Annotated in this window: 28 protein-coding genes; 15 read left to right on the top strand and 13 right to left on the bottom strand. The window is 47.8% G+C overall.

Going from position 1 to position 26,482, the window contains the following annotated elements:
* Positions 1-10: 10 nt before the first annotated feature.
* From QGP82_RS00825 to QGP82_RS00800, 6 genes are all read right to left on the bottom strand, one after another.
* On the bottom strand, positions 11-292 hold the full coding sequence (locus QGP82_RS00825; protein WP_163659191.1) for an FmdB family zinc ribbon protein: 282 nt from the start codon (positions 290-292) through the stop codon (positions 11-13).
* Between the two features lie 15 nt (positions 293-307).
* Complete coding sequence (gene fmdA / locus QGP82_RS00820) at positions 308-1,513, bottom strand: formamidase (protein WP_163659192.1); 1,206 nt, start codon at positions 1,511-1,513, stop codon at positions 308-310.
* Positions 1,514-2,352: 839 nt separating this feature from the next.
* Positions 2,353-3,762, bottom strand: a complete 1,410-nt coding sequence (locus QGP82_RS00815) for an efflux RND transporter periplasmic adaptor subunit (RefSeq protein ID WP_499056649.1) — start codon at positions 3,760-3,762, stop codon at positions 2,353-2,355.
* 217 nt (positions 3,763-3,979) lie between these two features.
* Complete coding sequence (locus tag QGP82_RS00810) at positions 3,980-6,343, bottom strand: ABC transporter permease (protein WP_250564630.1); 2,364 nt, start codon at positions 6,341-6,343, stop codon at positions 3,980-3,982.
* A gap of 6 nt (positions 6,344-6,349) precedes the next feature.
* Positions 6,350-7,093 carry an ABC transporter ATP-binding protein gene (locus QGP82_RS00805; protein ID WP_163659194.1) on the bottom strand — a complete coding sequence of 248 codons (744 nt, stop codon included), beginning with the start codon at positions 7,091-7,093 and terminating at the stop codon, positions 6,350-6,352.
* Positions 7,094-7,168: 75 nt separating this feature from the next.
* A complete protein-coding gene (locus QGP82_RS00800; RefSeq protein ID WP_163659195.1) occupies positions 7,169-7,345 on the bottom strand; it encodes a hypothetical protein in 177 nt (58 codons plus the stop codon).
* A 25-nt stretch (positions 7,346-7,370) separates the two neighbouring features.
* Between QGP82_RS00800 and QGP82_RS00795 the strand changes: the two genes are divergently transcribed.
* Both QGP82_RS00795 and ftsH read left to right on the top strand, forming a co-directional pair.
* Positions 7,371-7,622, top strand: coding sequence for a hypothetical protein (locus QGP82_RS00795; protein WP_163659196.1), 252 nt, complete (start codon positions 7,371-7,373; stop codon positions 7,620-7,622).
* Between the two features lie 200 nt (positions 7,623-7,822).
* Entirely contained in the window at positions 7,823-9,784 is a 1,962-nt protein-coding gene (gene ftsH / locus QGP82_RS00790; RefSeq protein ID WP_499056647.1) for an ATP-dependent zinc metalloprotease FtsH, read from the top strand.
* Between the two features lie 60 nt (positions 9,785-9,844).
* Here the strand turns inward: ftsH and QGP82_RS00785 are convergent, their stop codons facing one another.
* The 4 genes from QGP82_RS00785 to QGP82_RS00770 form a co-directional block, all read right to left on the bottom strand.
* Positions 9,845-10,450: a 4Fe-4S single cluster domain-containing protein gene (locus QGP82_RS00785; protein WP_163701956.1), complete on the bottom strand. Its 606-nt coding sequence runs from the start codon at positions 10,448-10,450 to the stop codon at positions 9,845-9,847.
* Positions 10,451-10,562: 112 nt separating this feature from the next.
* Positions 10,563-11,339: a biliverdin-producing heme oxygenase gene (locus QGP82_RS00780; RefSeq protein WP_163701958.1), complete on the bottom strand. Its 777-nt coding sequence runs from the start codon at positions 11,337-11,339 to the stop codon at positions 10,563-10,565.
* Between the two features lie 732 nt (positions 11,340-12,071).
* Positions 12,072-12,785 (bottom strand): heterocyst differentiation pentapeptide repeat protein HetL, encoded by a 714-nt coding sequence (gene hetL, locus QGP82_RS00775; RefSeq protein ID WP_163659200.1) that lies wholly within the window; start codon positions 12,783-12,785, stop codon positions 12,072-12,074.
* Between the two features lie 87 nt (positions 12,786-12,872).
* A complete protein-coding gene (locus QGP82_RS00770) occupies positions 12,873-13,949 on the bottom strand; it encodes a potassium channel family protein (RefSeq protein ID WP_250564632.1) in 1,077 nt (358 codons plus the stop codon).
* 696 nt (positions 13,950-14,645) lie between these two features.
* On the opposite strand from QGP82_RS00770, the gene thrC reads away from it, so the two are divergent.
* The 5 genes from thrC (at position 14,646) to QGP82_RS00745 (ending at position 17,985) form a co-directional block, all read left to right on the top strand.
* Entirely contained in the window at positions 14,646-16,043 is a 1,398-nt protein-coding gene (gene thrC / locus QGP82_RS00765) for a threonine synthase (RefSeq protein ID WP_499056646.1), read from the top strand.
* A 127-nt stretch (positions 16,044-16,170) separates the two neighbouring features.
* Positions 16,171-16,458 (top strand): hypothetical protein, encoded by a 288-nt coding sequence (locus QGP82_RS00760; protein ID WP_499056645.1) that lies wholly within the window; start codon positions 16,171-16,173, stop codon positions 16,456-16,458.
* Between the two features lie 105 nt (positions 16,459-16,563).
* Positions 16,564-16,866 carry a hypothetical protein gene (locus QGP82_RS00755; protein WP_163701966.1) on the top strand — a complete coding sequence of 101 codons (303 nt, stop codon included), beginning with the start codon at positions 16,564-16,566 and terminating at the stop codon, positions 16,864-16,866.
* A 4-nt stretch (positions 16,867-16,870) separates the two neighbouring features.
* The gene (locus QGP82_RS00750; RefSeq protein ID WP_163701967.1) at positions 16,871-17,428 is read left to right on the top strand and encodes a cysteine hydrolase family protein; all 558 of its coding nucleotides are present in this window, start codon (positions 16,871-16,873) and stop codon (positions 17,426-17,428) included.
* Between the two features lie 125 nt (positions 17,429-17,553).
* Positions 17,554-17,985: a DUF2267 domain-containing protein gene (locus QGP82_RS00745; protein WP_163659204.1), complete on the top strand. Its 432-nt coding sequence runs from the start codon at positions 17,554-17,556 to the stop codon at positions 17,983-17,985.
* Positions 17,986-18,097: 112 nt separating this feature from the next.
* Here QGP82_RS00745 and QGP82_RS00740 read toward each other — a convergent pair whose 3' ends face one another.
* Positions 18,098-18,898: a sigma-70 family RNA polymerase sigma factor gene (locus QGP82_RS00740; RefSeq protein WP_499056643.1), complete on the bottom strand. Its 801-nt coding sequence runs from the start codon at positions 18,896-18,898 to the stop codon at positions 18,098-18,100.
* Between the two features lie 207 nt (positions 18,899-19,105).
* Between QGP82_RS00740 and QGP82_RS00735 the strand changes: the two genes are divergently transcribed.
* The 5 genes from QGP82_RS00735 to QGP82_RS00715 all read left to right on the top strand — a co-directional run bounded on the left by QGP82_RS00735 (position 19,106) and on the right by QGP82_RS00715 (position 22,939).
* Positions 19,106-19,561, top strand: coding sequence for a hypothetical protein (locus QGP82_RS00735; RefSeq protein ID WP_163701974.1), 456 nt, complete (start codon positions 19,106-19,108; stop codon positions 19,559-19,561).
* A gap of 131 nt (positions 19,562-19,692) precedes the next feature.
* Entirely contained in the window at positions 19,693-20,199 is a 507-nt protein-coding gene (locus QGP82_RS00730) for a GNAT family N-acetyltransferase (RefSeq protein ID WP_163659207.1), read from the top strand.
* A gap of 60 nt (positions 20,200-20,259) precedes the next feature.
* Complete coding sequence (locus QGP82_RS00725; RefSeq protein WP_163659208.1) at positions 20,260-20,808, top strand: hypothetical protein; 549 nt, start codon at positions 20,260-20,262, stop codon at positions 20,806-20,808.
* Positions 20,809-20,915: 107 nt separating this feature from the next.
* Entirely contained in the window at positions 20,916-22,109 is a 1,194-nt protein-coding gene (locus tag QGP82_RS00720) for a low temperature requirement protein A (protein ID WP_499056723.1), read from the top strand.
* Between the two features lie 95 nt (positions 22,110-22,204).
* Positions 22,205-22,939, top strand: a complete 735-nt coding sequence (locus QGP82_RS00715; protein ID WP_499056642.1) for an SDR family oxidoreductase — start codon at positions 22,205-22,207, stop codon at positions 22,937-22,939.
* An 18-nt stretch (positions 22,940-22,957) separates the two neighbouring features.
* On the opposite strand, the gene QGP82_RS00710 is transcribed toward QGP82_RS00715, so the two are convergent.
* Positions 22,958-23,215 carry a hypothetical protein gene (locus QGP82_RS00710; RefSeq protein WP_163659209.1) on the bottom strand — a complete coding sequence of 86 codons (258 nt, stop codon included), beginning with the start codon at positions 23,213-23,215 and terminating at the stop codon, positions 22,958-22,960.
* Positions 23,216-23,409: 194 nt separating this feature from the next.
* The gene (locus QGP82_RS00705; protein ID WP_499056640.1) at positions 23,410-24,084 is read right to left on the bottom strand and encodes a LuxR C-terminal-related transcriptional regulator; all 675 of its coding nucleotides are present in this window, start codon (positions 24,082-24,084) and stop codon (positions 23,410-23,412) included.
* Between the two features lie 141 nt (positions 24,085-24,225).
* Between QGP82_RS00705 and QGP82_RS00700 the strand changes: the two genes are divergently transcribed.
* The 3 genes from QGP82_RS00700 (at position 24,226) to QGP82_RS00690 (ending at position 26,321) form a co-directional block, all read left to right on the top strand.
* Positions 24,226-24,642: a DUF6220 domain-containing protein gene (locus QGP82_RS00700; RefSeq protein WP_499056722.1), complete on the top strand. Its 417-nt coding sequence runs from the start codon at positions 24,226-24,228 to the stop codon at positions 24,640-24,642.
* Between the two features lie 40 nt (positions 24,643-24,682).
* On the top strand, positions 24,683-25,525 hold the full coding sequence (locus tag QGP82_RS00695) for a sulfurtransferase (protein ID WP_499056639.1): 843 nt from the start codon (positions 24,683-24,685) through the stop codon (positions 25,523-25,525).
* Positions 25,526-25,784: 259 nt separating this feature from the next.
* The gene (locus tag QGP82_RS00690) at positions 25,785-26,321 is read left to right on the top strand and encodes a dihydrofolate reductase family protein (RefSeq protein WP_163701984.1); all 537 of its coding nucleotides are present in this window, start codon (positions 25,785-25,787) and stop codon (positions 26,319-26,321) included.
* Positions 26,322-26,482: the final 161 nt, after the last annotated feature.

Below are 26,482 nucleotides of genomic sequence, written 5' to 3'. Positions count from 1 at the left end.
CTTAGTTAACTTAAAGGCGTTGAGATGCATGGCCAATCATCCAAGGACGCCCCCCTTTGGAGCTTTGATTAGTGGGCGTCGGTGGTACATCTTGGCGCTTAACAAACCGAGGTTCAGCGGAGTGACTCACTCGACTTAAACTGCCTGTATTGAGACTGATGTTAGGTGCTGTAAAAACTCGGGTGGCAATCACACCACAGCCAGGGCAGGGCAGGGGTATTTTCACCTCAGCCATCTTTCGCCACACATCAAAGGGGCCACAGTCGGCACACTTATAATCGTAAAGTGGCATATATTTTTCTCCTTGCTAAACTGGCAAAATAGGTTGGTCAAAGATTTCCGTCGGAATCGCTAACGTACAACAGGCATTAGGAATATCAACAATGCCACTGACTCGACCTTCTACAGGGGCACAACTTAACAGTAAATAGGCCTGCTCACCTGTAAAACCAAACTTTTTCAGATATTCAATCGCATTCAAACAAGCACGGCGATAGGCAATATGCACATCCATGTAATATTGTTTACCTGAATACTCATCGACAGAAATACCTTCAAACACCAGGTATTCTGAATAGTGAGGTTCGACTGGACCTGGCTTAAAAATGGGGTTAACCATGCCATACTTGTCCATGCCACCCTTGATAATATCCACATGTAGGTCGATAAACCCAGACATCTCAATGGCTCCACAGAAAGAAATCTCTCCATCCCCTTGGGAAAAGTGAATATCTCCCATGGAGAGTTTGGCACCCTCCACATATACCGGGAAGTATATGCGGGTGCCTCTAGAGAGATTCTTAATATCGCAGTTTCCCCCATGTTCTCGGGGTGGAACCGTACGAGCTGCTTCTGCAGCAATTCGATCAAACTCTGCGGCTGATACAGTGCCTAAAATGGCATTGTTTGGATTCGGCAAGGCTGCCAACACTGGCTGATCGCCCGATAGCCCAGTACCGTAGGTACGTAAATCGGGGGCAGTATTAACCAATTCTGCCTCTCGCTTATTCCATGTAGCCAACAACTCATGGGATGGCGCACAGCCAATCAAACCTGGGTGGGTAATCCCGGCAAATTTTACCCCTGGAATATGGCGAGATGTGGTGTAAATCCCCTGGAAGTCCCAAATCGCTTTAGCAGCTTCAGGATAATGGTCCGTTAGAAAACCACCGCCATTGTTCTTGGCAAAAATGCCAGTAAATCCCCACTCATCTCCTTGCAGTGCCCCAATGTCGACCAAATCTACCACCAGGATATCCCCTGGCTCTGCGCCATTGACCCAAATAGGACCACTGAGCACATGTACGACTGTTAAATCAACATCTCGAATATCGTCAGGGCTATCATTATCTTTGATTTGCCCATCTGTCCAGTCTTTACACTCAATCCGAAACACATCCCCAGGATTGACAGAAACAACGGCTGGAATGTCTGGATGCCAGCGATTATGACCCGGCAATTCTTGTTCTGACATGGATTTTGTCAGATCCACCTTAAACAATGTTTGAGGCATATTGTTGACTTCCCTGATAAACGAGGTAGACGTAAATTTTGGATCAGTTAGTTAGCGGACTCATGGATCCACTCAACATTTAGTATTGGGTATTCGATATTTCGTTCTGGCGTAATTACGTACTCTGACACTAGCTTTTATCACTTTACTCAGTATGTAACAATCGCTACTCTAGACAAGATTTTTCTGTTACGTTTCTGATGTAAAAATTGAGCTGCTTTAAGAAGCATATGGCAACTACCAACGGATCTGTAGCGGTTGATCTGTTGTTAAAATTGAGCCGGCCATCGCTCAATGTTAGAAATTATAAAGGCTTTAGATTACTGAGCCCATTGTTTATTGAAGACCGTGATGTTTTATACGGCTAGTTGTTCAAGCCTTGATGAGCCTCACTATCCGGAGTTCTATGCTGTGATCTGAGACACAATCCAAGAAAAATTGATGGTTATATTAAAACAGAGTTGGGACTGCTCCTCACATGTGTCTGTATTAACCATGCTGGCATAGAGTGGCTCCAAACGGCTAACATGCTTTATTGCAAACTCTCTATGTCTAACCCAATATCTGGTCGATAGAACACTCTATCAACTAACCCCCTATCTCTAAACCGAAGTCCTCCATAAGTCTTATTGATTATGGGGGACTTCTTATTTGTAATGACGCAGGTACAAGTGATTATCCTCAGACTCTTTTAGTGCTGTTACCTGGGAATAAATTTGGCAGATTGTCATCAATCAAGGTGAATAAAACCTTCATCGTCTATATCTCCAAATTCAGTAGAATTACTCTCGATATCTTCTTATTTCATAGTCTGGGCAACTTTTTTTTCAGCCAGTCAGCTATCTCTCCTTAACCTGACGTCCAGCTTCAAGTTCCTCACTGGGATGTAGCACCACCTGTTCTCCATCCCTTAATCCCTCCGTCACCTCAGCCGCCATAGTGCTGCGGTGGTCAATGTTAATCTCACGGGGCTGGGCCTGATTATCTTCCACAACAAACACACACCAGCTCTCACCGCAGCGATAAAGTGCGCTAACTGGCACTTGTAAGATATTTTTGTCTGCCCATGTGACAATCTGGGCTTCAATGCGATACCGATCCCCCAAAGGATTGGCTGTAGGTTCAGTCAACGTGCCAATAACATTGACCCGTTGTTCTTCTACGCCCAGGGCAGACACTTCGGTAAAGGCCGCAGGTTCAATATAGCTGACGGTAGCTGCCAGTGGCTTGGGGCCACCCCATTGATCAACAATAATCTGATCGCCAGGTTCAATCTGCACTGCGTCTGTAGACAGCACATCAATCTCCAACTCCAAATCACCTGGGTTTCCTAACTCTAGTAAGGGGTCTCCGGCTTGAACAAAACGAGCACTCTCATCGGGTACCCGTAGCACCGAGCCACTAATGGGGGCCGAGATTGTTGTGCGTTGTGCCTCATCCACCAGGTTGGCTAGCTCTGCCTCCACCCCAGCTATTTGGGCGCGGTAGGCATCTTCTAAATAATCAGGGTCGCGTTGTTCTTCTCGCAGCAACGCTAGGGCTTCCTGGGCAGCTGTCACATTTGCGATCGCACTGCCCAATCGTTTCTCGTCCGCTGCCAGTTCCTGTGTCAGACGATTTTCCTCAAGTTCAGCCGCCTCTCTGGCCTGACGAGAGATGGCACCCCGTGTTTCTAAATCTTGGGCTCGGTTGCGATCGCGACGTGCCTGCTCCAGCTCCACCCGAGTCTCTTCCACCTCTGCGGCGGCAGCCTGTTGTGTTGCCTGGGCCGCCTGTAGTCGAGCAGACGCCTGGGCCAAAGCTTCTGCCTTAGGTCGCTGGGTATCCACCCCCACCAGCTCAGCCTGCAACTCCTGCAATCGTGCTTGGGCCGTCTGTACTTTACTATCTAGGGGCAATGGATCAAGCTGTGCAACAACAGCATTGGCCTCCACCAGATCCCCTGCTTCTAGATCGATTCGCCGTAAGCGTCCATCCACAGGTGCTGAGACCACATATCGATCTTTAACCCGCGTTTCTCCCTCAGCATCAATAGTCACCTGCAACGGACCAGTTGTCACGGTTCCTATGTCCACGGGAATGGGGGTAGGTCGAAAGGCGAGACCCACCAGAACAGTAATACCTACACCAGCTAGACCATAGGGCAACCAGCGAGGCAAACGAAGTTGCCGTCGGGTCGCAGGAGTCGACGGATCCTTGGGCTTCCGTCGAAACAAGTTTTTGACCGTTTGTTTCTGGGCCTGAGTCATAGTGAGATCTCCTTAGGCAGAGGAACTTGATGAGTGGTTTTGAGGAGTGTTAGTGGACAACCGACCCCGTTGCCATCCCAGGAGGGAAGCAAGTTTTAGCTTTTATATAAGAGTACTGCATTGATTTTTGCTCCAAGAATTAGTGGTTAATAATAAACCTTTCCCCCCGGTATCCTCTGCTGCCCCTATCTCCTGTGCGCTCTTTTCATAACTTCTATTACTCTCTTGTTTTTAAAACAGCAATCAAATCCAGTCGATTCAGCTGCCGTCGAATTAGTAAGCCAGAAGCCAACGCTGCCGCCATAATCACGACAAAAGCAAAGGCATAGGTGGCTGGAGTGATGACCAAAGGAAAGCGAAACAGCTCCCAGTCATAAATCTCAGTCATCAGTGCCGCCATACCAAAGCCCAGAGCAAACCCGATGGGAATTGATAGCGTTAATAGCACCGCCTGTTCTCCTAATAAGATGAACGCAATTTCACCTTTGGTAAATCCAATGATCCGCAGGGTGGCCAGTTCCCGCTCCCGTTCTGATAAAGCAATGCGGGCGGCATTGTACACCACCCCAAAGGCAATGACCGACGCGAACCCTACCAATACCATGGTAAATCCTGCCATGCTCCTGGTGAGAATGTCGTTGAACTGATCAATGGTGGTTTGACGCATGGCGACGCTGGCCACAGCAGGAGTTTGTTTAAGCTCGGCATAAAGCTGCTGTTGTTCGTGTTCATCCACCTGTAAATAGGCACCGGAAAGGGTAAATCCTTCTCGCATTAAGCGATTGAGGGCATGGATATCCATGTAGGCGGAAATGCCCACCAGCTCGTCAAAGATGCCGGTGACTGGCACGGTACGCGTGGGACGCTCTCCTTCTAACACCTCCACTGTGATTTGGTCTCCCAGGTGGGCCTGTAAAATGTCCGCCAGCTTTGTGGATAAAACAACTCCCTCAGGCGGTAATGTTACTGGCCGCTGCTCGCGGTCCAGCAGGCGACGGAGTTCGCTACCGGGCTCCACACCGTTGATGCCGCTGAGTTTTTGATAGTGACCAAAGCGCAGCCGAGCGGGCACCGTGCGAAAGGGTTCGGCCCGTAATACCCCTGGCAAGCTGTAAAGGTCAAACTGGGCGCGGCTCGATAGGGGATTGTTAAAGACCAGGGTAATGTCTTCTCGCTGAATGGTGCGAAACTGGATATCCACAAGGGCATCCATGGCGTCGGTGAAAAAACGGCCCAGTACCAGGATTGCGATCGCAACCGCAATGCCCACCACCGACAACAATCCCTGCACCGGACGTCGCTCCAAATTCCGGAGAATAATGCGGCTAGGTGCAGAAAACCACCGCTGTAGGCCCAGTTTCTCCACTAATGTAGGCCGATACGTGGCCGGAGGTTCAGGCCGCATGGCTTCAGCTGGTGGAAGCGACACCGCGCGCTGCACCGCCAGAAACGCCCCTAATATTGCGGCACCACCACTGACCAATAGCGCCGTCACCAGTACCGATGGTCGCACCTCATATTGCAGCACCGGAAAGTGATAAAAATCCGCATACAAGCGGGTCATACCTTGCCCCATCCACCAACCCAGACCGCTGCCTAGAACGACACCTAGCAACACCACGATCAGTACGAGTTTTAGATAGTGCAGCCCCACCATAAAGTTGTCATAGCCGAACGCTTTCATCACTGCAATTTGGTCTCGCTGGGTGCTCACTAACCGACTGAGCAACAGATTTAACAAAAAAGCGGCAATTCCTAGAAAAATGCTGGGTACAAAGACAGCATGGGCCGACAGCTGACGAATCTCATCGGAAATAAAGGTATGGGAAATTTGATCTTCTCGACCAAAGGCCCCTAATCCACCATAGGTTTCCAACTGCTGGTCTAGCTGAAAGATCACCTCGGCTTCACTGGCACCTGGCATCAGCCTTAAGCTGACATCGTTAAAGGCCCCATCCATGTCAAACGCTGTTGCCAGGGCCTCCTGCTGCATCCAGAGAATGCCAAAGCGTTGGTTATCGGGAACAATTTCCGTGCCCCGAATCTCATAGATATACTCTGGTGATAGGGCAACACCAACGATCCGTAGGGTTTGCCAGCGCCCATTGAGAATTGCCCCAACCGTGTCGTTGAGTTCCAGGTGATTGGCCTCAGCAAAGACTTCACTGGCCAGCACCTCATCCCCTCGTTCTGGATAGCGCCCTTTGCGAATAAACAGATCGTTGAGCATTGGGGTGGGGTGCTCAGGAATCGAGATTAATCGTCCGGTAGCCGGTTCCGCCAGGCCCTCTACGGACAGGGTTACATCCTGGACCACGCGCGTTTGCACAACCCCCACCCCCGGAATTTGCTCAAACCGGGCGGTCAGGCTTTTGGGGGCGCGCTTTAGCTGGACAAATACATCGGCAAACCGGTACTGGTCGTAGTAGGTGTCCTGGGTGAGCTGTAGTGACCCGTGGGTGCTCATCATGGTGATCAGATTGGCCATGCCACAGGTGACAATCAGGACAATTGCCAGCACCTGCCCTTGCATACGCAGGAGATCTCGAAATAGTTTACGGTCTAAGGCTTTCAGTGCCATATCCCCTCACCACTCCAACTCCGCCGGAGACGCTTTCTGTTCATTTCGTTTAATATCGGCAATGTTGCCACTGCGCATGTGGACGATGCGATCTGCCATGGCGGCAATGCCTGCATTGTGGGTGATTACAGCCGTTGTGGTGCCAAATTCTTGGTTGACTCGTTCCAGGGTCTCTAATACTCGCTTGCCAGTCTTGAAATCTAAGGCTCCGGTGGGTTCATCGCAGAGGAGAACTTCGGGACGTTTGGCAATGGCACGGGCGATCGCAACCCGCTGTTGTTCTCCCCCCGACAGCTGCGCCGGAAAGTGATCCAACCGATCGGCTAAACCGACTAGCTCTAGGGCATCTTCCGGTTTCATAGGATGGCGAGCAATATCTGTCACCAGGGCCACATTCTCCCTGGCTGTCAGGCTGGGAATCAGGTTATAAAACTGAAACACAAACCCCACCGACTGGCGGCGAAATCGAGTCAGAGACTGTTCATTGGCTTTATTCATGGCCTGGTTGCGAAAATAAACCTGGCCACCGGAGGGGACATCTAAACCGCCCAAAATATTTAACAGTGTCGACTTGCCGCTACCTGATGGTCCCAGTAGTACGACAAACTCTCCCTCGTAAAGGTCTAAATCCACTGACTCCAGTGCATGCACCTTGACCTCGCCCATTACATAGACCTTACTGACCTGCTCCATATGAAAGACGGCAGGAGGCATCATGGATGCTGGATTTGACGTTGAATTTGCCACCATACTGGCTATTAGTAAACAAGGAATTATTTCTATCGGCAGTTACTCAAATTAAATAAACGTAAAAATGCGTCACTGTTACTCTTGTGGTGATCTTAGACAAAAAACTTGAGGAATTTGTGAGGGGTGTAACAACACGTTAATGAGATCGCACCGGACATGATTGCCGTCAGCCCGATGCTCAGTTGCGATCGCACACCCCAGGGCAGCCTCAATCCTCACAATATCCTCAGAATGCTTGATTACCCTATCCATGGCTTAATTACAGTTAAAAACCACCATGAATATTGAACAGGAAACTAGAGCCGCTAACACTCAAAAGCGTCAGCATGCAGAGCAGTTAGACGAAAAGATGTTAAATCGAGCAGTAGAAAGTTTGGATACTGAGGATTCAGTGGCTGCTGAAGAACGTGAACATGTTACACAACAACGCCAGACAACCGAGCATTTAAAGGAAACAATGCTGAGTCGTGCAGAAGAGACCCTAGAAAAGTCAGATAGTGATGCAGGGAGATTTGAGTTAGGTGGGTAATTAGGGCTCAGGAGATAATAATTCAGTAATGGGCGATAACTGCACGAGGAGACAGGCCTGTCTCGCCACGGGGATCATACTCATAAGTTCCTCAAATCAGCTGTTTACACTCAAAGTATGTGGCATTAGGCCCTGAACGATATGGCTGCAAATGCTTCGGGATCAAGCCTGTAAACATCATCACTTATCCGTGCAATGCTATGCAAAACCGTACCCCTCCTCGTTCATCTCCACCCAAAGACAATCCAACCGGTTGGAGGCCTGCGCTAATTAATCTCAGCTGGCTTATGGTCTGGCTGCTAATTATGGTATTTACGATGACTCGTATGCCAGAACGCCCTGAGGCAGTTCCCTACAGTGAATTCCTCACCCAGGTTGAAAGCGGTCAGGTCGCCACCGTAAAAATCAGCGAACATGAAATTGAATATACGCTCATACCCGTTGATACATCTCTCAACGATGAAGCGGCTACTCAACCAGAGGTGGCAACGACAACGCCCTTACCCGCCGACCCAGATTTATCTCGCATCCTACGACAACATGACGTTGAGATTACGGCCTTACCAACCAATGGTCGTTGGGTAGGGGGTCTCTGGAGCCTATTATTTCCACTATTGATAGTGTGGATACTATGGGGAAGCTTTGCCAATAGAATGCAAGCAGGCCCCGCAGCCCTCAGTGTTGGTAAAAGCAAAGCACGCATATATTCCCAAAGTGGGAATAGCGTTACCTTTGACGATGTGGCTGGCGTAGACGAGGCTAAGGCCGAACTCCAAGAAATTGTTGATTTTCTAAAGGATTCAAAAAAATATACTCGCCTGGGGGCCAAAATTCCCAAGGGAGTTTTATTAGTGGGCCCGCCAGGAACCGGTAAAACGTTGCTGGCACGAGCCATTGCTGGAGAAGCCGGAGTGCCCTTTTTCAGTATTTCAGCATCAGAATTTATTGAAATGTTCGTGGGTGTCGGGGCCTCACGGGTAAGAGATTTGTTTGAGCAGGCTAAACAACAAGCCCCTTGTATTGTATTTATCGACGAACTAGATGCTTTAGGTAAATCGCGGACTGCCAATGGCCCTTTCGCTAGCAATGATGAACGGGAACAAACATTAAATCAGCTTTTGGCGGAGATGGATGGCTTTGAACCCAATGCGGGTGTGATTCTGCTGGCAGCCACTAACCGCCCTGAGGTGTTAGATCCAGCGCTGTTAAGGGCAGGTCGATTTGATCGTCGTATTGTCGTGGATCGCCCTGATCGCCAGGGACGAAAAGCCATTCTAGATGTTCATGCTAAGACGGTGCAGCTGTCAGATGATGTTGTGTTATCTAAGCTAGCAGCCCGTACCCCCGGTTTTGCTGGGGCGGATTTAGCCAACTTAATCAATGAAGCAGCCTTATTAGCTGCTCGCAAAAACCGTGAAGCTGTAACAATGGCTGATTTTAATGAAGCCATTGAGCGAATGTTAACTGGGCTTGAGAAAAAGTCACGGATCCTTAGCGAGCTAGAGAAGCAAACAGTGGCCTGCCATGAAGCTGGACACGCGATCATCGGTGCCCTAATGCCCGGCACTGGGAGCATTGAGAAGATTTCAATTGTACCTAGAGGTGTGGCTGCTCTGGGGTATACACTCCAGCTACCAGAGGACGATCGGTTCTTAATGATGGAAGATGAGATTCGAGGCCAATTGATGATGCTATTGGGGGGACGTGCCGCCGAAGAATTGATTTTCAACAAGGTTTCCACTGGGGCCAGTGATGATATCCAAAAAGCAACAGACTTAGCCGAACGCTGTATCACGCTTTATGGCATGAGCAAAACCCTAGGTCCCATGGCTGTAGAACGTAACCAAGCACAATTTTTAGACGGATTTGGACAGCCTCGTCGCCCCATTAGTCCTCATCTGGCGGAGACTATTGATGGTGAAATCAAAGAGCTAATTGATCATGCTTATCAAATGGCCACTGCGCTCTTAGCGAGGAACCAAGCAGTCTTAGAACGAATTGCCCAAAAACTGCTGACGGCGGAGAGCCTTGAAGGTGACACTCTGAAAACATTATTGGCTGATATTCAACCATTGACCGATGTGCACGCTTGGCTAAATCCAGGCCATCAGGGGTTGCAGCCATATCTACAAAAAGAACGACACTATGAAACGACCTATTAGCAACGACACTATGAAACGACCTATTAGCTCGGAGTCACACCCTAGTTTTTCTCAACGCAGTTATTCATATGAATAGCCTTGATACCCCGTAACCAGGCGACTGCCATCCTTGAAAACATGGACTTCTATTTGATCACTGGCCCATGTAATGCGATTGGCTAGGTCCGGATTAAAGATCCGTACTTGTTGATTGCGAGATGAGACCGGTGAAGTGGGTTCATTGATGGCTAGGGACTCAACATATGGACCATCAATGAGAATATCCAACTGTTTTAACAGTGCCTGGGAACCTTCAGGGGCATCAGTTTTCTGTAATTCGTCTAATGTAAACCCGCTAAACGACATGACGTTTAACCCATGTTTTTTAACCTGTCGGGCTACTTCTGCCAGGGCAGTTGCTTGCCAAAAGGGTTCCCCCCCTGAGAATGTCACCCCTTCGTTTTCAGGATCATTCAGGATACGGCTGACCAGTTCATCAATGGATACTATCTGGTTAGGTTCAAAAGACCAGGAGGCCGGATTAAAACATCCTGGACATTCTCGTAAGCAGCCCTGTACCCATACCACGGCCCGACGCCCTGGACCGTTGACTTCAGAGCGATTTACATACCCCATAATATTGAGGTGATTGGGCGGTATAGTTGTATCTTTCTCGGCTAGTGGCATCGTATTTCTCCTAGTTACTGGATATGGTCAATCGAGCAGTTATGAAAAAATCCCCCTTGCGGGGGATATGGAGGTTCATAGAAGAGGAGGTAGCCGATGAACAAGTCAATGATTAGACAGTTACTGAAGACACGAGTTCAGTAGATACTGTCGGTGACCGATGATGGTATTCTGTACGGCCAAGTGTATCCTGGCGAGTAATCAAGTCAAAGACATGTTCGCCAATGGCTGCTTTCACCAGAGGCTCTAGCTCATTAACAATATTACAATCCAGTCGAAATGCTACATTTGCTTCGTCAACAATTTTTCGTACTAGACTCATCTCAATGGGCAATGAGTTTAAAGCATCTCTGTATTGCCCCTTAAAAGCCCGTCGAGCTTCCACAGTAGAGATATCGTCAAAGATATCGTCAAATTCATAAAAGGCCGTCCCATAGCCTTCCGGTAGTTGTAAAGCAGAACGGATAATGGCCTTTAGAGCTTGCCCGCCGGAGAGATCACCCATATAGCGCACATAGGCATGGGCAACCAATAAGGATGGATTCTGGTTAGCCACCTGATGAATGCGTTCTATGTAGTGGAGACCGGCTGAGGACGCCATAATCCCACCACGCCAATTTTTGCCATAGTAAAAAGCAAGGTCTTTTTCTAATTGTGGCACTCGCTCTAAGGAAGGGAAATACAGGGTACCCACGACAGAATGATGGGCATGCCGTCGCATTTCCTCTTCTAGAGCACTGTAAATAAAGTATAGGTTAGCGATTAGATGACGGAAGGGGTCCCTTTCAACAACACCTTTGAGAAAGCATTTCATAAATGCTGTGTTTTCTGCCAGTGCATGAGACTTCTGTGTCCCTTCCCGCAACTGCATAGCTAAGTTGTGGTTCATGGTATACCCTCAATGATTGCTGCATCGAGCTGGCTGTGGAGCCTAAAAGAAGAAAAAAGGCAAGAAATAATGCTGATTGGAGCATAGGCACGAATTAGGAGCCCTCCTTGTGACGTGCATACCTCTAAGTAGTTGGAGATACTCATTGATATTTCTTGCCAGAAAACTTGTCAGATAACTTAGAAAATATCAAGATGTTGAGACCCAGCCCACCCAGTCTTGGGATTTGAGAAGGAGGCTCGATAGCTCTGCTTCTGGCGTCTCAGGTGTGGGCCCATAACCATATTGCCAATGTGTGAAGGGGAGAAGCGACATCTGCATTTGCCTGCGGTAGATTGGCTTGAAGACTCATGGCTAAAAACGTTAGGCTTAGCTTTAATTACTATATAGCGATTAAACGATTACTGGATCCCTATTTTCAAAACTTTACGCTTTATGGTAAGTCTTAAATTCTAGAAAAACGGCATGGAATCTTTAGTATTTTTTCGTTTTGCTGAGTTGCAGCTCTAACCTATGGATGAGTCTGCCGTATATCCCTTTGGGCTGACCGGCTGATGGCTTACAAAATATGATGCCTGTGGCGGCATGGATGCACTATGTTATGGCATTTATACCTAGAAAGTTATCAATAGATGATCAATAGATGTTTACGGGAGAGCGGCGGCGGCTGTCCTTGCTCTCTCCCATAGACACTGAGGCTATGGGAGAGAGCGTACGTTAAAAAGTCCTTGGTTAGCCATGGGGCTGACCATCGGGCATGATGGCATGGTAGAGATTTGCCTGATGCAATACTGCACCCGTTAGGTCAGCCCCTTTTAGATTGGCCTCTTTCAAGTTCACGCCTGTCAAATCAGCATAGCTAAGATCAGCCCCTTGCAGGTTGGCCTCACTGAGATCGGAGGGAAATCCCCCAGGGCGATAGTCTTTGCCTAATTTAGCGCGACACAGCTTCGCTTGGGCTAAATTGGCCCCCCGTAAAATGGCACCGCTTAAAAATGCATAGCTTAAATCAGCCCCACTCAAATTAGACTGTCCTAGATCCGTTCTCTGGTCAGAATTAGAGCGCAAATCGGCATCCAACAGACAAGCATTAGCAAGATTTGCATCGCTGAGATTAGCTCCACAAAGGCTGGCTTTGATAAGATTTGCCTTTTCTAAGTTGGCCTGCGTTAATAGGGCACTGCTTAAGTCACTTTCTCGTAGCTGTGCCTGCTTTAAATTAGCACTGCGAAGATCGCTACCCCAAAGAATCGATTCGCTTAAGTTACAATTTTCAAAATTTACACGACAGAAGTGCGTTCGACCTAAGCGAGACTGCCGTAAATCAGATTGACTAAAGTTTGCATCACTTAAATCAAGCTGAAGTAGCTCTAACTCTAAGAGTGTTAACCCAGAAAAATCACGCTCGCCAGCCTCATAGGCCTTTAGCAGTTCTTTATTATTCATTAAACCTGTAAGGGGACTCTGATAGATTTATATCTATTCTATGCCTTTAAATGAAGATTAGATTGTTTTTGGGGTATCAATTCAGATTTATCGATATTTTCGATGGATGGGGCCAAGAATTTGATTAAGTCGCCGCAGTTCATCGGATGAGCCCATGACAATTACCAAATCTCCAGAACAAAGTAAAGTATCACCATTGGGGCCAACAATGAGTGAGCTATCCGCGCGACGAATTGCCAGGATCAAAGCTCCAGATTTTACTCTTAACTGGGCCTCTTCCAGGGTTCTGCCAATTTGAGGACAGTGTTTTGGAGAAATCAGAAACTCTTCTATATAAACAGTGCGATCTGCTCCGGTGAGAATACCATCTAAAAAGTCAACCACCTGGGGACGAATAGCCGCAGCCGCCATGCGTTTGCCTCCTGTAATATAAGGAGAAACCACCACATCTGCGCCACCGCGCTGGAGTTTTTGGACAGCTTCTTCAGTACTGGCCCTAGCAATGGTGCGAATGCCGGGGGCCAGAGTTTTGGCTGAGAGGACGGCATATAGATTCTCGGCATCGGATGGGAGCGCAGCCACCAAACCATGGGCTCGGTCAATACCCACATGAAAGAGAACCTGGTCTAGGGTAGCATCCCCTTGAAAGGTGATGAATCCCATCTGCTGAGCGGCTTGTACAGATGCTTCATGGGAATCAACCACAATGAAGGGGATAGCCTCGAACGCAAATTCTGTTGCGACTTGCCGACCTGTGCGGCCAAACCCACAGATAATATAATGACCTGCCAAAGATTTCATAAGTTTACGCCGTTGTCTCAAACGAATACCGGCTTGTAGGTGACCTTGAATTAGAGCCTCTGTAAAACAATTTAAGATATAGGCGATGACAACAACGCCCATTAAAATTAAGATAATAGTAAATAGTCTACCTCTGGCCCCTAATGGTTGAATTTCTGCAAACCCTACCGTTGCCAGGGTAATGACAGACATATAGGTCGCATCTAGCCAGGTCCAGCCCTCAATCACCCGGTACCAAAGCACACCTGATAAGACAACACAGCCTAGTGCGATCGCACCTCCCAATAAATGTCGCCGTGTCCGTTGATAGGTTTCTTCAATAAATGCATCCGACAGGGATGAGCGGGGTAAACGCGCTGGCATAAAGCTTTTTTTACTTAATTTAACCAGCCTAAACTAAGAGCTGCAACCCATAAGGTCCTAACAAGCCACGCACATTTCTATCATCACGATGCATTTTTTCTATCAAATTTGGGACGGCCTTAGCTTGATGAAGATTCTCTCATAAATCAAGAGAGAATCTAGTCTATTAACTTGTTGTCTTGAAAAGATGCTCGACAATCAAAAAAAGTTGTTCCACCCCACTATCCCGAACTAAACAATTTTCAGATCTTTGACAATTTAGGCCCCCAGATTTTGCGAGAGTACCAGGCCAATTCTGTTGAAACATTCAAACTCATTGGCAGTTTGACCATCGTACTGCTGCTCAAGAGTAAAGAACACTTCGGGAGCAACTGAATACAGTCTGGTTGTGTAAGTGAGTGGTGAGTAGGAATAATCTAGTACGTTGGGTCATACATGGGGCGGCGGAACGATCCTACCCATAGGCGTCATTAGTTACACGCTGCGCTTAACTAATCAACCGATTCCCCCATCACCCAATTCCCCCATCACTCATCCACAACCCAAAGCTGGGGCTCTATTTTTGTGCAATCCCCATTACGGCAACGCCTTAACCCATTGCCCTGTTGATGGTTTTGAACTAAACCACTGATGTTCACGCTCAACATATAAAATATGCTAGCGAGATACACAAATATCACTTTTCCAGGAGAATAAATGAAATACCACTCCACCCGTGGTCAAGCCCCCGTTCTTGATTTCGCCGATGTAGTCCTCACCGGTCTAGCCAGAGACGGTGGTCTATATGTGCCAGAGAGCTATCCACAGTTCTCCGTAGAGCAATGGCGACAACTACGCGGCAAGCCCTACCAAGTGGTGGCGTACGAAGTAATGAAGCCCTTTATCGGCGATGCCATCCAGCCAGATGCACTCAAAACGCTGATTGATGAAGCCTATGCAGGCTTCCACCACAAAGCAATTGCCCCCATCAAGCAACTAGACACCAACCATTTTCTACTGGAACTATTCCACGGCCCAACGCTAGCATTCAAAGACTACGCACTACAGTTTCTCGGTAAGCTATTCGACCACCTGTTACAAGAACGAGGCGAACGCGTTACCATCCTTGGTGCAACCTCTGGAGACACTGGCTCCGCTGCCATCGAGGCCTGCCGCGACAAAGATACCATTGACATCTTTATTCTCCATCCCCACAATCGCACCTCCGAGATTCAGCGTAAGCAAATGACGACGGTGCTCTCGACAAACGTCCATAACATTGCACTAAACGCACCATTTGATGATTGCCAGACAATTGTCAAGGAGCTATTTAACGATTTAGACTTTCGCGACAAATATAAACTGTCAGCAGTAAACTCCATCAATTGGGCGCGCATCATGGCGCAGGTCGTCTACTACGTGTATGCCGCACTGAATCTAGGTGCCCCTGAGCGCACCCTATCCTTTGCCGTACCCACCGGTAACTTTGGCAATGTATTCGCTGCCTATGTCGCAAAGCGTATGGGATTGCCCATTAGTAAGCTAGCCATAGGGACCAACAAAAACGATATTCTGGCCCGCTTCTTCGATTCTGGCAAAATGAGCACCGATGCCGTTTCCCCATCCATCGCACCCAGTATGGATATCCAAATATCCAGCAATTTTGAGCGGCTACTGTTTCATACCTATGGAAATGACGCAGACCATGTCATGAAAACCATGGCTGAGTTTAAGAAAACCGGCATTTTTAGCGTATCGCCCGATGTGCTGACAGAATTGCGCAAAACCTTTGCCGGCAGACGATTTGATGATGACAGTATCGCTCAAATCATTCAGAAAATCTACCACGCCACGGGTGAGCTGATTGATCCCCACACGGCCATTGCCTGCGCCCCCGACTTATTGCGGGAGTTACCCGATGATGCCGTCCACGTTTCCCTCGCCTGCGCCCACCCAGCCAAATTCCCCGATGCCATTAAGGGGGCCGTAGATGTTTTCCCCCATCTGCCCAACTTCCTCAGTGATTTGTTTGAGCGAGAAGAGCAATTTACGGTGCTAGACAATGACCGGGCAACCGTCAAAGCGTTTGTAGAAGAAACGTTGGGAGCAAGATAAGGGGTAACAGTTTAAATCGGGACGTTTTCCAAAAAGAGGAATCAGGGGTTAGAATCTAGCCCCTTACTGACTTCTGATACGCAATCCTGATTGATAGCCTTCGATATCGAAGGGCATCCACAAGGGAATGCCCCTACAGGATTGTCCATTTTTAATCGGATTTTGGGTGCGACCTGACAGGTCAGCGTTGGCGCGATCGCACCCAAAATCCCAGCAGGCAAATTCCGCTGTACAGGCCTACTCAAAGCCGGGCTCGCCCCCCGACCTCGAGCCGCTAGGATCATCCCATTGCCATGCGGCAAACCAAATACAACCTCTGGAGCCGAGACCCCGAAACCCGATGGCGGCCCGTCGCTGTAAGCTAGGCACCAACTTGCTCACCTATCCCCCCCTGGAGCATGGCTTTAACCGATAGTTACGCTATCGTTGAGCCTTAGCCGAAGCTTACTTAATAAGCTCTATGGAATACAACGAACAAGAGCACCTTTTAGGATATGTCTCACAGCATTGTACATCCGTAATGACAACAGCTGAATTGGCGGCACTGTCACACTTCCGCCTTAGGAAAAAAGCCCAACTCTATGGTGGAAAAATAGCCACTACTCTAGAACAAAAAAGTCAAGTAACTGCACCCAACGCTTTAGCATTGATTGAGCTTGGCGAGCAAGCTTTTTCAGAATTATTGCGCGATCGCATTGTCAGAGAATATCCTACCTTGCTAAATCGATGCCCCAATTGCGCAAAAGTACCCCGTACCCCCACAGCCAAGCAATGCCCATGGTGTTTTCATAGTTGGCGTCACCTAGAGCCCTACGGAGGTTAAGTTGATGCAGATTCCGTCCAATAGCGTCCTCATTATTATTGATGTGCAAAAGGCTATTGATCATTCCAGTTGGGGACGACGCAATAATCAACAAGCTGAGGCAAATATTGCAAAACTGCTAAGTGCCTGGCGGGCTACTCAGCGTCCAATTGTTCATGTTCGTCATCTTTCAACTGATCCTAACTCCACCTACCGTCCAGGACAGCAAGGGTGCGATTTTAAGGATATTGTGATTCCTAACCGTGGTGAAAAGATTGTTAGCAAACACGTAAATTGTGCCTTTATTGGTACCGATTTAGAACAGTGGCTAAGACAAAATAACTATCAGACCCTAATAGTCACAGGGGTCATCACAAACAATTCCGTTGAGGCAACTGTTAGAGTTGCAGGTAACCTTAATTTTGATACCTATGTTGTTTCAGATGCCACAGCGACGTTTGACAAGCTCGATTTAGAGCAAAATCTGCACCCAGCTGAGCGAGTACACGCCCTTGCCTTAGCCAATATGCATCAAGAGTACGCAACAGTAGTCGACACCCCCACCATACTAGATAGCATATAGTGCTTGTTGTTTGAAATCTTCCATACAATCAATCGCTAAAAGTTTCGTTATAATCAAATAAATGTTATTAGCAATAGCTAGTGAGTATTATCGAAAATTAAAATCGATAATATCAGGAGGATGTCATGGCGGGAGCAGCTATCAATGAATCTCAGAAGGGCTTTTTAGAGCAGATAATGCAAAAGGCTAATTTCCCCGACATCTATGATGCTCGTGATACCACTGTTGTTGTGTTTCGAACCATGCGTGACATGATGACAACTGAAGCATCTGATCGTATTGAGGCGGCCTTTAGCAATCAAGAGATTGCTAAGCTCTGGCGAGACGACAATCCGATTGTGAGATTAATTAGTCGATTGCGCCCCCCACTTAAAATTGACTCCGAAATCTTTATGCGTCGCATTACCCAAGAAGGCAGTGTTCCCAAAGATGTCACTCCACAGGGGGTGACCATCGCTGTCTTTTCAACCGTAAGAAATGAACTGCCCACAGAAATTGTACAGGAAATTTCCGGTTACCTCCCAGACGGAGTTAAGGTTTTGTGGGAACAGCTATAGGCTCCTAAAATCGGGCCTCGCCGCCTGCCCTTTGTCTTGCGCTAGTTCTCTCCTTTTACAAAAGAACAAAACCATGGTTTAACATCTCTGTAGATTTTATCAGAGCAACCCTTTAGCCAGATACTTTTGATGTAGAAACACCTTCTGAATCTGTATGGGAACTGATAATTTGATTGCATATATCAATACACTCGTTGCAAATATAAGCAGGTATTGCATCTAATGCTGATCCTGCAATCAGTAAATTAACTTCAGTCTGATTCTTGCCACAAAATGAGCAGCAAAATTTTGTGGGTATCTGAGCAGCATGATTAGTGGACATTGTTTTATTCTCCATATTGAAAACAGATTGGGGCTGTAGCAGTGATAATTTTTCTTTGAGTTGATGACGTGATTTATGCAACCGTCCTTTGACAGCACCCACTGAAATATTTAAGTGAGCCGCCACTTCTTTTAAGCTGAGTTGCTCTTCATAGAACAGCAGCGTGGCTAATCGATTTTTTTCAGATAGTTGCTCAACTGCATTCAGAACAGTAATGCGCAGTTCCTCTTGTTCAACAATTTTCTGAGGAGAGGCTGAACTACCAGTCAATGGCTCATCCATTAGCTTTTGAACCATGGTTTCAAGGGAAAAACAGATAACTTTATGGCGTTTGAGGTGATTGCGGCAGATGTTTAACACAATGCCGTAAAGCCAGCTCTTAAAACGGGTTGGCTCACGCAGCTTCTCTAGAGACAGATAGGCCTGTAACATGGCCTCTTGCACTAACTCTTGAGCTAAATCATCATTGCCCACTAAACGTTTTGCCAGACGTTGGGCCATCGGTTGGTAACGCAATACCAACTGACCGAATGCGGCCTTATTTCCCTGCCGTACTAGAAAAATTAATTCCTGATCGTTTTCCTCAGGCATGTCTGCTCTATAAAACTAACTGGCTAATAAATAGTGGCAGGGTAGTCCAAAAAGGTTACTTCGCCATGGCCAGTGAGTTGCCAAATCGAATGAAATATTTAGTTAGGAGGATAAGGCAGTTAGTGGTAAGTTTTTATGGATTTTGATGTGTTTGAATCAAAGCTCTAGCTAGCACGTCGAGAGTAGCAGCCCATTTGTTGATAGCCCATGACTGTTCTGAATCAGCCTAATCCCAAAAGTCATGGACTAAAGCTAGGATGCTTGGGGTGTGCTGGCATGCTTGCAATTATCATCGGCCTCGGCAGTCTATGGCTCTTGGCTCCTAACTGGGTCGAAAACCATAACCCGTTCATGCAGCAACATATGATCGATGTGGCCTGGGAATGGGGAAATTTTGCGCCTATCCCACCCGAGGCGACGGATTTGCAGATTATGACGTCGGGTAGCTCATTTTCTAGAACCTTTAGGGGCTCATTTTCCGCTGAGCGTTCGATTCTAGAAAAGTGGATTCAAGACTCGCCAGGATTGAATTTAGACGAAGGGACCCGATTGGAGTCGGGCAAATTTCGCTATACCATTAGCCCCAACGGTGGAGCTGGCTTTGGCTCAGTCGATCTTGATCCCCAAGGCAATATGATTTATTTCACGGTCTCGTGGAGTTAATCGAGGGCTCTAGCATCCAGTGATGGAGATGGTGCGCTTTTGTAACAGTCGTCAACCCAGTCTGGGCGATAGGCGATGGCCTGCCCCCGCCAAGTACCCAGGAGCTGATCCACTTTGCCAAGGTTATCCCAATGATTACTCTACGTCCTGCCACATCTGACGATTTAGCTGTACTGCGTCACTGGGACGAACAGCCCCATGTAATCGCCTCCGATCCTGATGATGACTGGCAGTGGGAGATAGAACTCAGCCGCTCACCGACCTGGCGTGAGCAGTTGATTGCTGAACTAGATGGGCGACCCATTGGCTGTATTCAGATTATTGATCCAGCCCTGGAAGAGAGTCACTATTGGGGCGATGTGCCTGCCAATTTGAGGGCTATCGACCTTTGGATTGGTGCGGCTTCTGACCTGGGCAAAGGCTATGGAACGCAGATGATGCGTCTGGCACTGACCCGCTGTTTTACCGACTCAGCTGTGGTGGCTGTGCTGATTGATCCATTGGTTAGCAATACCCGAGCCCACCGTTTTTATGAACGGCTAGGCTTTCAGCAAATCGAGCGTCGTCAGTTTGGAGGCAGTGACTGTTTTGTTTATCGCCTCAATCGAGAGGGTTGGGACAGTTTGAATCGGGAGTAGTGTTCGAGTTATGTTAGCCTCACTAACGCTGCCATCAGAAAGGATAGATAAGCAAGAATTATGCAATTGGTAATAGCTATCGTATCGGGGCTAATTACATTGTTGGCATCGTCCTTAATCGCGGTTTATCAATCCCGTACTGAATTCCGCAAGCTGACGAAACAATTAGAACAGACCTACACAACGTCACTCTTTGACAAACGCTTAGAGGTCTATCCTGTTCTGTTTAAGGCCCTGAATCAGCTCAACCATAAAATTGAATATAGTTCGCCCGACAAACAACAGCTCATCGAATTTCAACGCCAATATGATGAGTGGATTTCTGCCCATGCCATTTTGCTAACACCCACGACAGCCAAGGTGATTTGGGGATATCACAACTATCTTATTGAGCTGCTAGAAGAAAATTATGAAGGCTCCATCCCTCTGGAACAATGGATCGAGATACGAAATATTCAGATTGTTATTGGTAAATTTTTACGGGCAGAAATTGGCGTGTTTGATACCACAGCAGCAGGCATTCCTGAACTGGAGAGACCCCATGTTAAAGCCATTATCGATCAGCTACAGCGGAGTTCTCAAAAGATTCGTAATCGCTTTGGCTATTGAGCCATTGGTGAGCACAGTGTACCTGGGGGATATATCAGAATTCAAACTGATTTGAATCAGATCTAAGATGCTCGTATCACAGTTCTGTTTTACTCGAACCCACCATGATGAAATCCTGGCTCCGCCCCCCTCGCCTCTGGGTAGGTGAGACCGCAGACGAACAGCCCCGCGACGAACAGCCCCGCCATGCTACTTGGCTAGAGCTATTTTACGATCTGGTGTTTGTGGTAGCCATTTCTCAGCTGGCACACAAACTCAGTGTAGATGTTTCAGTCTATGGATTTCTAAGTTTTGCAGCCCTGTTTGTGCCCCTATGGTGGGTCTGGATTGGCACAACTTTCTATGCCAACCGGTTTGATAATGACGATGTGGTCCGGCGCATTTTAATGGGGCTGCAAATGCTGGCGGTGGCGGCCCTGGCCGTCAATGTGCACCATGGCCTGGATGACAGTTCCAGTAGCTTTGCCCTGGCCTATGTTGCGTCTAGACTGATGCTGGTGCTGGAATACCTTTGGGCTGGCTGGCATATTCCGCAAGCGCGAGGGTTAACGAATCGCTACGCTGTGGGGTTTAGTGTAGGCGCACTGCTATGGCTAATTTCGGCCTTTGTACCGCTGTCGCTTCGCTTCGTGCTCTGGACGGTTGGCCTGGCAGTGGATTTTATCACACCCATGTTAGCGAGGACCATGGTGCAACAGCTGCCGCCACATCCGGAGCACCTGCCTGAGCGTTTTGGTTTGTTTACCATCATTGTGTTGGGCGAGGCTATTATTGCGGTGGTCAACGGCGTGTCTGAGATGCATTGGGAGTTTGCCAGTACGCTATGTGCGATAGCAGGTTTCACCATCGCCTTCTCTCTCTGGTGGCTATACTTTGAAAATGTGTCCGGCTCTGCCCTAGAAACTGCCCGCACCTCTGGCCGCGTCCAGATTTTACAGCTGTGGCTTTATATCCATTTACCCCTGGTGATTGGGTTAGCAGCAACCGGTATCGGTGTGGAAAAAGGTATTTTATCGGCTGGCCATGCTGGAGTTTTAGCCACTCCAGAACGATGGCTGTTGTGTGGTTCAGTGGCACTTTGTTATGGCTCATTGGCCGTACTACATCGCATGGGGGTGATTTTCATGTGTAAGGCCCGAACCCGCCATCGATTAGTGGGTATGGCCGCTATGCTGGGTGTGGCGCTAGTGGGGACTGAGCTCTCCGCCATGGGGGTAATGAGTTTTGTTGCCCTGATGGGAATTGTGCAAGTGGGGCTTGATCTCTATCAGGGTAAACCTGGGTCCTTAAAGGCAGCGTAGGATGTTGGGGCACACAGAATGCAGGGATGCCTCGCCGTGCATCCCGACGGGGTATTTGTTATTAGGGCATACATGTCGTGAACACAGACAAGGTTATGGTCATTACTGGAGGCAGCCGTGGCATTGGGGCGGCAACGGCGTCTTTAGCCGCAGAACGTGGCTATGCGGTGTGTGTAAACTATCGTCGGAACCATCAGGCGGCAAATGCGGTTGTTGAGAAGATTCGACAACAAGGGGGTAAGGGAGTTGCGATCGCAGCTGACATCGCAATAGAAGCCGAGGTGATCGCCCTCTTCAATGCAGTAGATCATCAGCTAGGTACAATCACAGCCCTGGTCAACAATGCAGGAATTTTAGAACAACAAACCCGCGTAGAGAATCTAGATGCCGCCCGCCTCAATCGAGTTTTGGCAACCAATGTCACCGGGGCATTTCTATGTGCCCGAGAAGCTATCAAACGCATGTCTACCAAGCGCGGCGGCCCAGGAGGGGCCATTGTCAATATCTCTTCAGTCGCCGCCCGTCTAGGGGCGGCAGGTGAATATGTAGATTACGCTGCATCTAAAGGGGCGATAGATGCTATGACCCTAGGGTTGGCTAAAGAAGTAGCCGAAGAAGGGATTCGAGTCAATGCCGTGCGTCCAGGATTTATTTATACGGACATTCATGGCGATGGTGGCGAGCCAGGACGTGTGGATCGAGTGAAAGAATTTTTACCCATGAAACGGGGTGGGAAAGCGGTGGAAGTGGCCCAGGCTATTCTGTGGCTGTTATCAAACGAAGCGTCCTATACAACCGGTACGTTTATTGAAGTAGCCGGGGGAAGATAGCTCTGCCCCCTTGTAAACCTAATTTTGCTTGCTAGCAGCGGCTAAAAAGTAGCGCTTGCCATTCTGTTCCAGCACAATACCATTGTTGTCAGAATCAAGAACGTTGTGGTCAGTTAGTGCTGAAAAAGGGATGAAATCGCCTTGCTCTGTCAAAATGCCCATGATTTTGCCGGAGGACGTTTTCTCTTTCTTTGGAGTTTCTGAATTAGCACCGGCTCCCTTGGCCATCAGAAGCAGTAATGCAAACGGTAGAAAAACAAGAACTGCAGGTGACATTGGCTTTTCCTCGTAAGGGTGGCAGAAAAATAACCGACGTTTATTGAAGTCTCTGTATGCTTCAATGTCCTCACTTTAAATTCCTACAAATATTTTTGAAATGATCAAATGCACCAACTTTCTGACTAAAAAGCGCGATGTAGCTTTGTAGTTTTCTGCAAAGCAGCAAAAGCCTCGAAACACCAAAGACTAAATCAAGACACCAACTGTGCCACCATCTCAGCTCGAGATGAAACCTTTAACTTTCGAAACATCCGCTTTAATGCCTGTTTCACTGAGTTCTCCGTAATCCACAGTTCAGTACCAATTTCTTTATTAGTCATCCCTCGGGCAACCAGCTCTGCGATTTGAGCTTCCCGTGGGGTGAGGCAGTTGTTGTGAAACACAATAGGCGCGGGCTTAGCCTGTAAAACAGCCAATCGTGTAGACACATGTAAACAGAGAGCACTTAAATCCGCTAGATTTTCAGTCGTAAACTTGGGGTCCTGGCGATGGCGAGTCACAGCGATGCCGCCCACCAGATGCCCCTGGCTGACAATGGGGCCAACCATAACATGACCATGATCGGCGCGAGGGCAAATCGTTTGCCATACACCAGGGGGCAAGATCACTTCATCATGAACCGCTGCATGATTTTGCATCAAGTAGCGCAGCACAGGATTATGATCCAAGGATAAAGCCTTTTTTAGCAATGGTGGCGTACGGTCATCAAGGGTTGGCAATTGGTCTAGAAAATACAGGTTCCATCGCTTAGCTGCAAAATACTGCCCAACCTCTGCCATAAATACCTGGCTCAGCTCAGCTTCCGTCTGTGCCTGGGCAATTGTCTGAAACAAGCTTTGTAGAGGAGCTTTGATGAGGGGTTCCATGGCACTCACTTTTTGCCGCTAGCCAAAAGTGTACCCGATCGAGGTCTAGGCGTCAGAAAATAGCCGCCTTAGGGTAGAAGTGTAGCAAGCAAAATAATTATGCCTTCATCCTCTTTATCTAAGACGATAGATGCGCTGCCAATGGCTGTTGACACAACTCCGAATCCAAGATTTAGTGTTGTTGGGTTTTATGTCGTAACTGTTGTGTTTAACCTCCTTTTGGGGGTGCAACTGTTGACAGCGGGTGTAGCCTATTTTGAGAATCCTAGCTGGTGGCAAGCCCATGTATGGCTGGTGAGGGGATACAGTGGTTTATCCCTGGTGCTAGTCATGTGGGCCTATGGGGCCGCTTTTTCAAGGCGTATTCGTATCCTGACAGTGAGTATGCCTATTTTGTTAGGAGTTCAGTTTTTGACAATTCATTGGCATCCACCATTTTTGCCAGTTTCATTAGCCATTGTACATCCCTTAGTGGGGTTCTTTTTAGTTTCTGTTTCCTCTACGCTGGTGCATCGGGCATGGCGAATTGTCTCACCGAGAAAAATAGCTGAAATTTAGGCTAGGTAGAAGATTGTCAGATAGTTTCTAGGAGAAAACCATGACTGATTACGCCTGTCCTGATACTCTTGTCGATACCCAATGGCTAGCCGATCACCTGGATGATCCCAACGTGCGCATTGTTGAACTTGCCATGGGCCCAGATCTGCTGGAAAACGCCCATATTCCAGGAGCTGTATTTTGGAGTATTTTTCCTGATTTAAGCCAGCCAGACATGAGTATCCAGCTGGATCAAGAAACCATTGAAAACGTACTCTCACGCTCTGGCATTAGCCCTGAGACAACAGTTGTTGCCTATGGCAGTGACATCGCCATAGGTGGCGTTGTTTTCTGGTTACTGACCCTATTCGGCCATGAAAATGTCAAGGTTTTAAACGGTGGTCATCAGAAATGGATAGCAGAATCTCGCCCAGTTACGACTGAGTTCTCTACGTTTGCACCTACTCGGTATCAGGCTAAACCCCTGAATTCTAAATTGCGTGTTTTACAAGCCGAAGTAGAAACCTCTTTAAAGAAGTCTGATCAAGTCTTGTTGGATGTGCGCACACCTGAAGAGTATCGTGGTGAGATCTTTATAATGAAGCCTCCGGAGGGACAGGAACGGGCAGGGCATATTCCTGGGGCTGTGCATGTGGAACATACCGATACGGTTAATGATGACGGCACATTTAAATCATTTAATGATCTCAAGCATCTCTATAGCCAACGGGGCATTACACCGGATAAAGAGGTGTTTCCCTACTGTGCCATTGGTGGGCGTTCGGCGTTTATCTGGTTTGTGTTGAAATACTTGTTGGGGTATCCAAATGTACGTAATTACGATGGCTCATGGAATGAGTGGAGCCGCTTGCCGGGTATGCCAACAGAGCCGACCCTGATGTAGACATCTATATATCTATACTTGAGGTTGGAGATCCGATCAACGATGATCTTGCTGCCCACCGATTCGGCTGGATTCGGTGGGCAAGAGGGATGGTTCTGCACAATGGCCATGGGCTACGGTAAGGTGGCAGTATTCAGCTACCAGGCAGTTAGCCTCTAACCATGGAAGCTGGAGCTGGAGCTGAGCTGTTGCTGGTTGACTGAGCTTGATAATCGGCAATTTAGCCCAAATCCCAGAGATTGATGGAGATTTTTAAGCGATGGCCAACTACGTCTATATTGCAACCAGCCTCGACGGATTTATCGCTACACCCGACGGTGGTGTTGATTGGCTTGACGACATCCCCAATCCTGATCAGAGTGACTTTGGCTACGGTGAGTTTATCAAGCGTGTCGATGCCATTTTAATGGGACGAAACAGTTTTGAGAAGGTTCTCTCATTTGGTACTTGGCCCTATGAAAAGCTGGTTTTTGTTTTGAGTAATCGCTTAAAGCATGTTCCTGATAACTTAGTAGACAGTGTGGAAATTGTCAGTGGCAACGATCTCAAAACACTGGTTGGACAGTTGGATAAACGTGGGTACCACAATTTGTATATTGATGGCGGTCGCACCATCCAAAGTTTCCTGGCGGAGGACATGATTGATGAAATGATTATCACCAGAGTCCCTGTCTTACTAGGCGATGGCATTCCACTATTTGACAAACTTATAAATAAACTGCAATTTAGGCATAACAAGACTGAGCTATTTAACAATATGCTGGTGAAGAGTGCTTACAGTCGCATTAGAGCATGATTTTTGTAGTAAGGAGCAAGCCATAAATAACATCCAAACGTAACTGTTGAAGAGACGTTCCAGGGAACGTCTGTACATTCAAAATTTGGAAGTTAATTGATTTTGCTTTCCAAGCATATATTCGTTTTGTAAACTTGCCATCTTTTCGGGTTGAGACGAGT

Source organism: Leptothoe sp. LEGE 181152 (assembly GCF_032906605.1).
In the GTDB taxonomy this organism is placed as follows: domain Bacteria; phylum Cyanobacteriota; class Cyanobacteriia; order Phormidesmidales; family Phormidesmidaceae; genus Leptothoe; species Leptothoe turfae.
This window is presented reverse-complemented; position numbering and strand designations above follow the sequence as displayed.

Bases quoted from the DNA above. Each gene is read 5' to 3' on its own strand.
- QGP82_RS00825 (WP_163659191.1), bottom strand. From the start codon at position 292: ATGCCACTTTACGATTATAAGTGTGCCGACTGTGGCCCCTTTGATGTG.
- fmdA (WP_163659192.1), bottom strand. From the start codon at position 1,513: ATGCCTCAAACATTGTTTAAGGTGGATCTGACAAAATCCATGTCAGAA.
- QGP82_RS00815 (WP_499056649.1), bottom strand. From the start codon at position 3,762: ATGACTCAGGCCCAGAAACAAACGGTCAAAAACTTGTTTCGACGGAAG.
- QGP82_RS00810 (WP_250564630.1), bottom strand. From the start codon at position 6,343: ATGGCACTGAAAGCCTTAGACCGTAAACTATTTCGAGATCTCCTGCGT.
- QGP82_RS00805 (WP_163659194.1), bottom strand. From the start codon at position 7,093: ATGGTGGCAAATTCAACGTCAAATCCAGCATCCATGATGCCTCCTGCC.
- QGP82_RS00800 (WP_163659195.1), bottom strand. From the start codon at position 7,345: ATGGATAGGGTAATCAAGCATTCTGAGGATATTGTGAGGATTGAGGCT.
- QGP82_RS00795 (WP_163659196.1), top strand. From the start codon at position 7,371: ATGAATATTGAACAGGAAACTAGAGCCGCTAACACTCAAAAGCGTCAG.
- ftsH (WP_499056647.1), top strand. From the start codon at position 7,823: ATGCAAAACCGTACCCCTCCTCGTTCATCTCCACCCAAAGACAATCCA.
- QGP82_RS00785 (WP_163701956.1), bottom strand. From the start codon at position 10,450: ATGCCACTAGCCGAGAAAGATACAACTATACCGCCCAATCACCTCAAT.
- QGP82_RS00780 (WP_163701958.1), bottom strand. From the start codon at position 11,339: ATGAACCACAACTTAGCTATGCAGTTGCGGGAAGGGACACAGAAGTCT.
- hetL (WP_163659200.1), bottom strand. From the start codon at position 12,785: ATGAATAATAAAGAACTGCTAAAGGCCTATGAGGCTGGCGAGCGTGAT.
- QGP82_RS00770 (WP_250564632.1), bottom strand. From the start codon at position 13,949: ATGCCAGCGCGTTTACCCCGCTCATCCCTGTCGGATGCATTTATTGAA.
- thrC (WP_499056646.1), top strand. From the start codon at position 14,646: ATGAAATACCACTCCACCCGTGGTCAAGCCCCCGTTCTTGATTTCGCC.
- QGP82_RS00760 (WP_499056645.1), top strand. From the start codon at position 16,171: ATGCCCCTACAGGATTGTCCATTTTTAATCGGATTTTGGGTGCGACCT.
- QGP82_RS00755 (WP_163701966.1), top strand. From the start codon at position 16,564: ATGACAACAGCTGAATTGGCGGCACTGTCACACTTCCGCCTTAGGAAA.
- QGP82_RS00750 (WP_163701967.1), top strand. From the start codon at position 16,871: ATGCAGATTCCGTCCAATAGCGTCCTCATTATTATTGATGTGCAAAAG.
- QGP82_RS00745 (WP_163659204.1), top strand. From the start codon at position 17,554: ATGGCGGGAGCAGCTATCAATGAATCTCAGAAGGGCTTTTTAGAGCAG.
- QGP82_RS00740 (WP_499056643.1), bottom strand. From the start codon at position 18,898: ATGCCTGAGGAAAACGATCAGGAATTAATTTTTCTAGTACGGCAGGGA.
- QGP82_RS00735 (WP_163701974.1), top strand. From the start codon at position 19,106: ATGACTGTTCTGAATCAGCCTAATCCCAAAAGTCATGGACTAAAGCTA.
- QGP82_RS00730 (WP_163659207.1), top strand. From the start codon at position 19,693: ATGATTACTCTACGTCCTGCCACATCTGACGATTTAGCTGTACTGCGT.
- QGP82_RS00725 (WP_163659208.1), top strand. From the start codon at position 20,260: ATGCAATTGGTAATAGCTATCGTATCGGGGCTAATTACATTGTTGGCA.
- QGP82_RS00720 (WP_499056723.1), top strand. From the start codon at position 20,916: ATGAAATCCTGGCTCCGCCCCCCTCGCCTCTGGGTAGGTGAGACCGCA.
- QGP82_RS00715 (WP_499056642.1), top strand. From the start codon at position 22,205: ATGGTCATTACTGGAGGCAGCCGTGGCATTGGGGCGGCAACGGCGTCT.
- QGP82_RS00710 (WP_163659209.1), bottom strand. From the start codon at position 23,215: ATGTCACCTGCAGTTCTTGTTTTTCTACCGTTTGCATTACTGCTTCTG.
- QGP82_RS00705 (WP_499056640.1), bottom strand. From the start codon at position 24,084: ATGGAACCCCTCATCAAAGCTCCTCTACAAAGCTTGTTTCAGACAATT.
- QGP82_RS00700 (WP_499056722.1), top strand. From the start codon at position 24,226: ATGGCTGTTGACACAACTCCGAATCCAAGATTTAGTGTTGTTGGGTTT.
- QGP82_RS00695 (WP_499056639.1), top strand. From the start codon at position 24,683: ATGACTGATTACGCCTGTCCTGATACTCTTGTCGATACCCAATGGCTA.
- QGP82_RS00690 (WP_163701984.1), top strand. From the start codon at position 25,785: ATGGCCAACTACGTCTATATTGCAACCAGCCTCGACGGATTTATCGCT.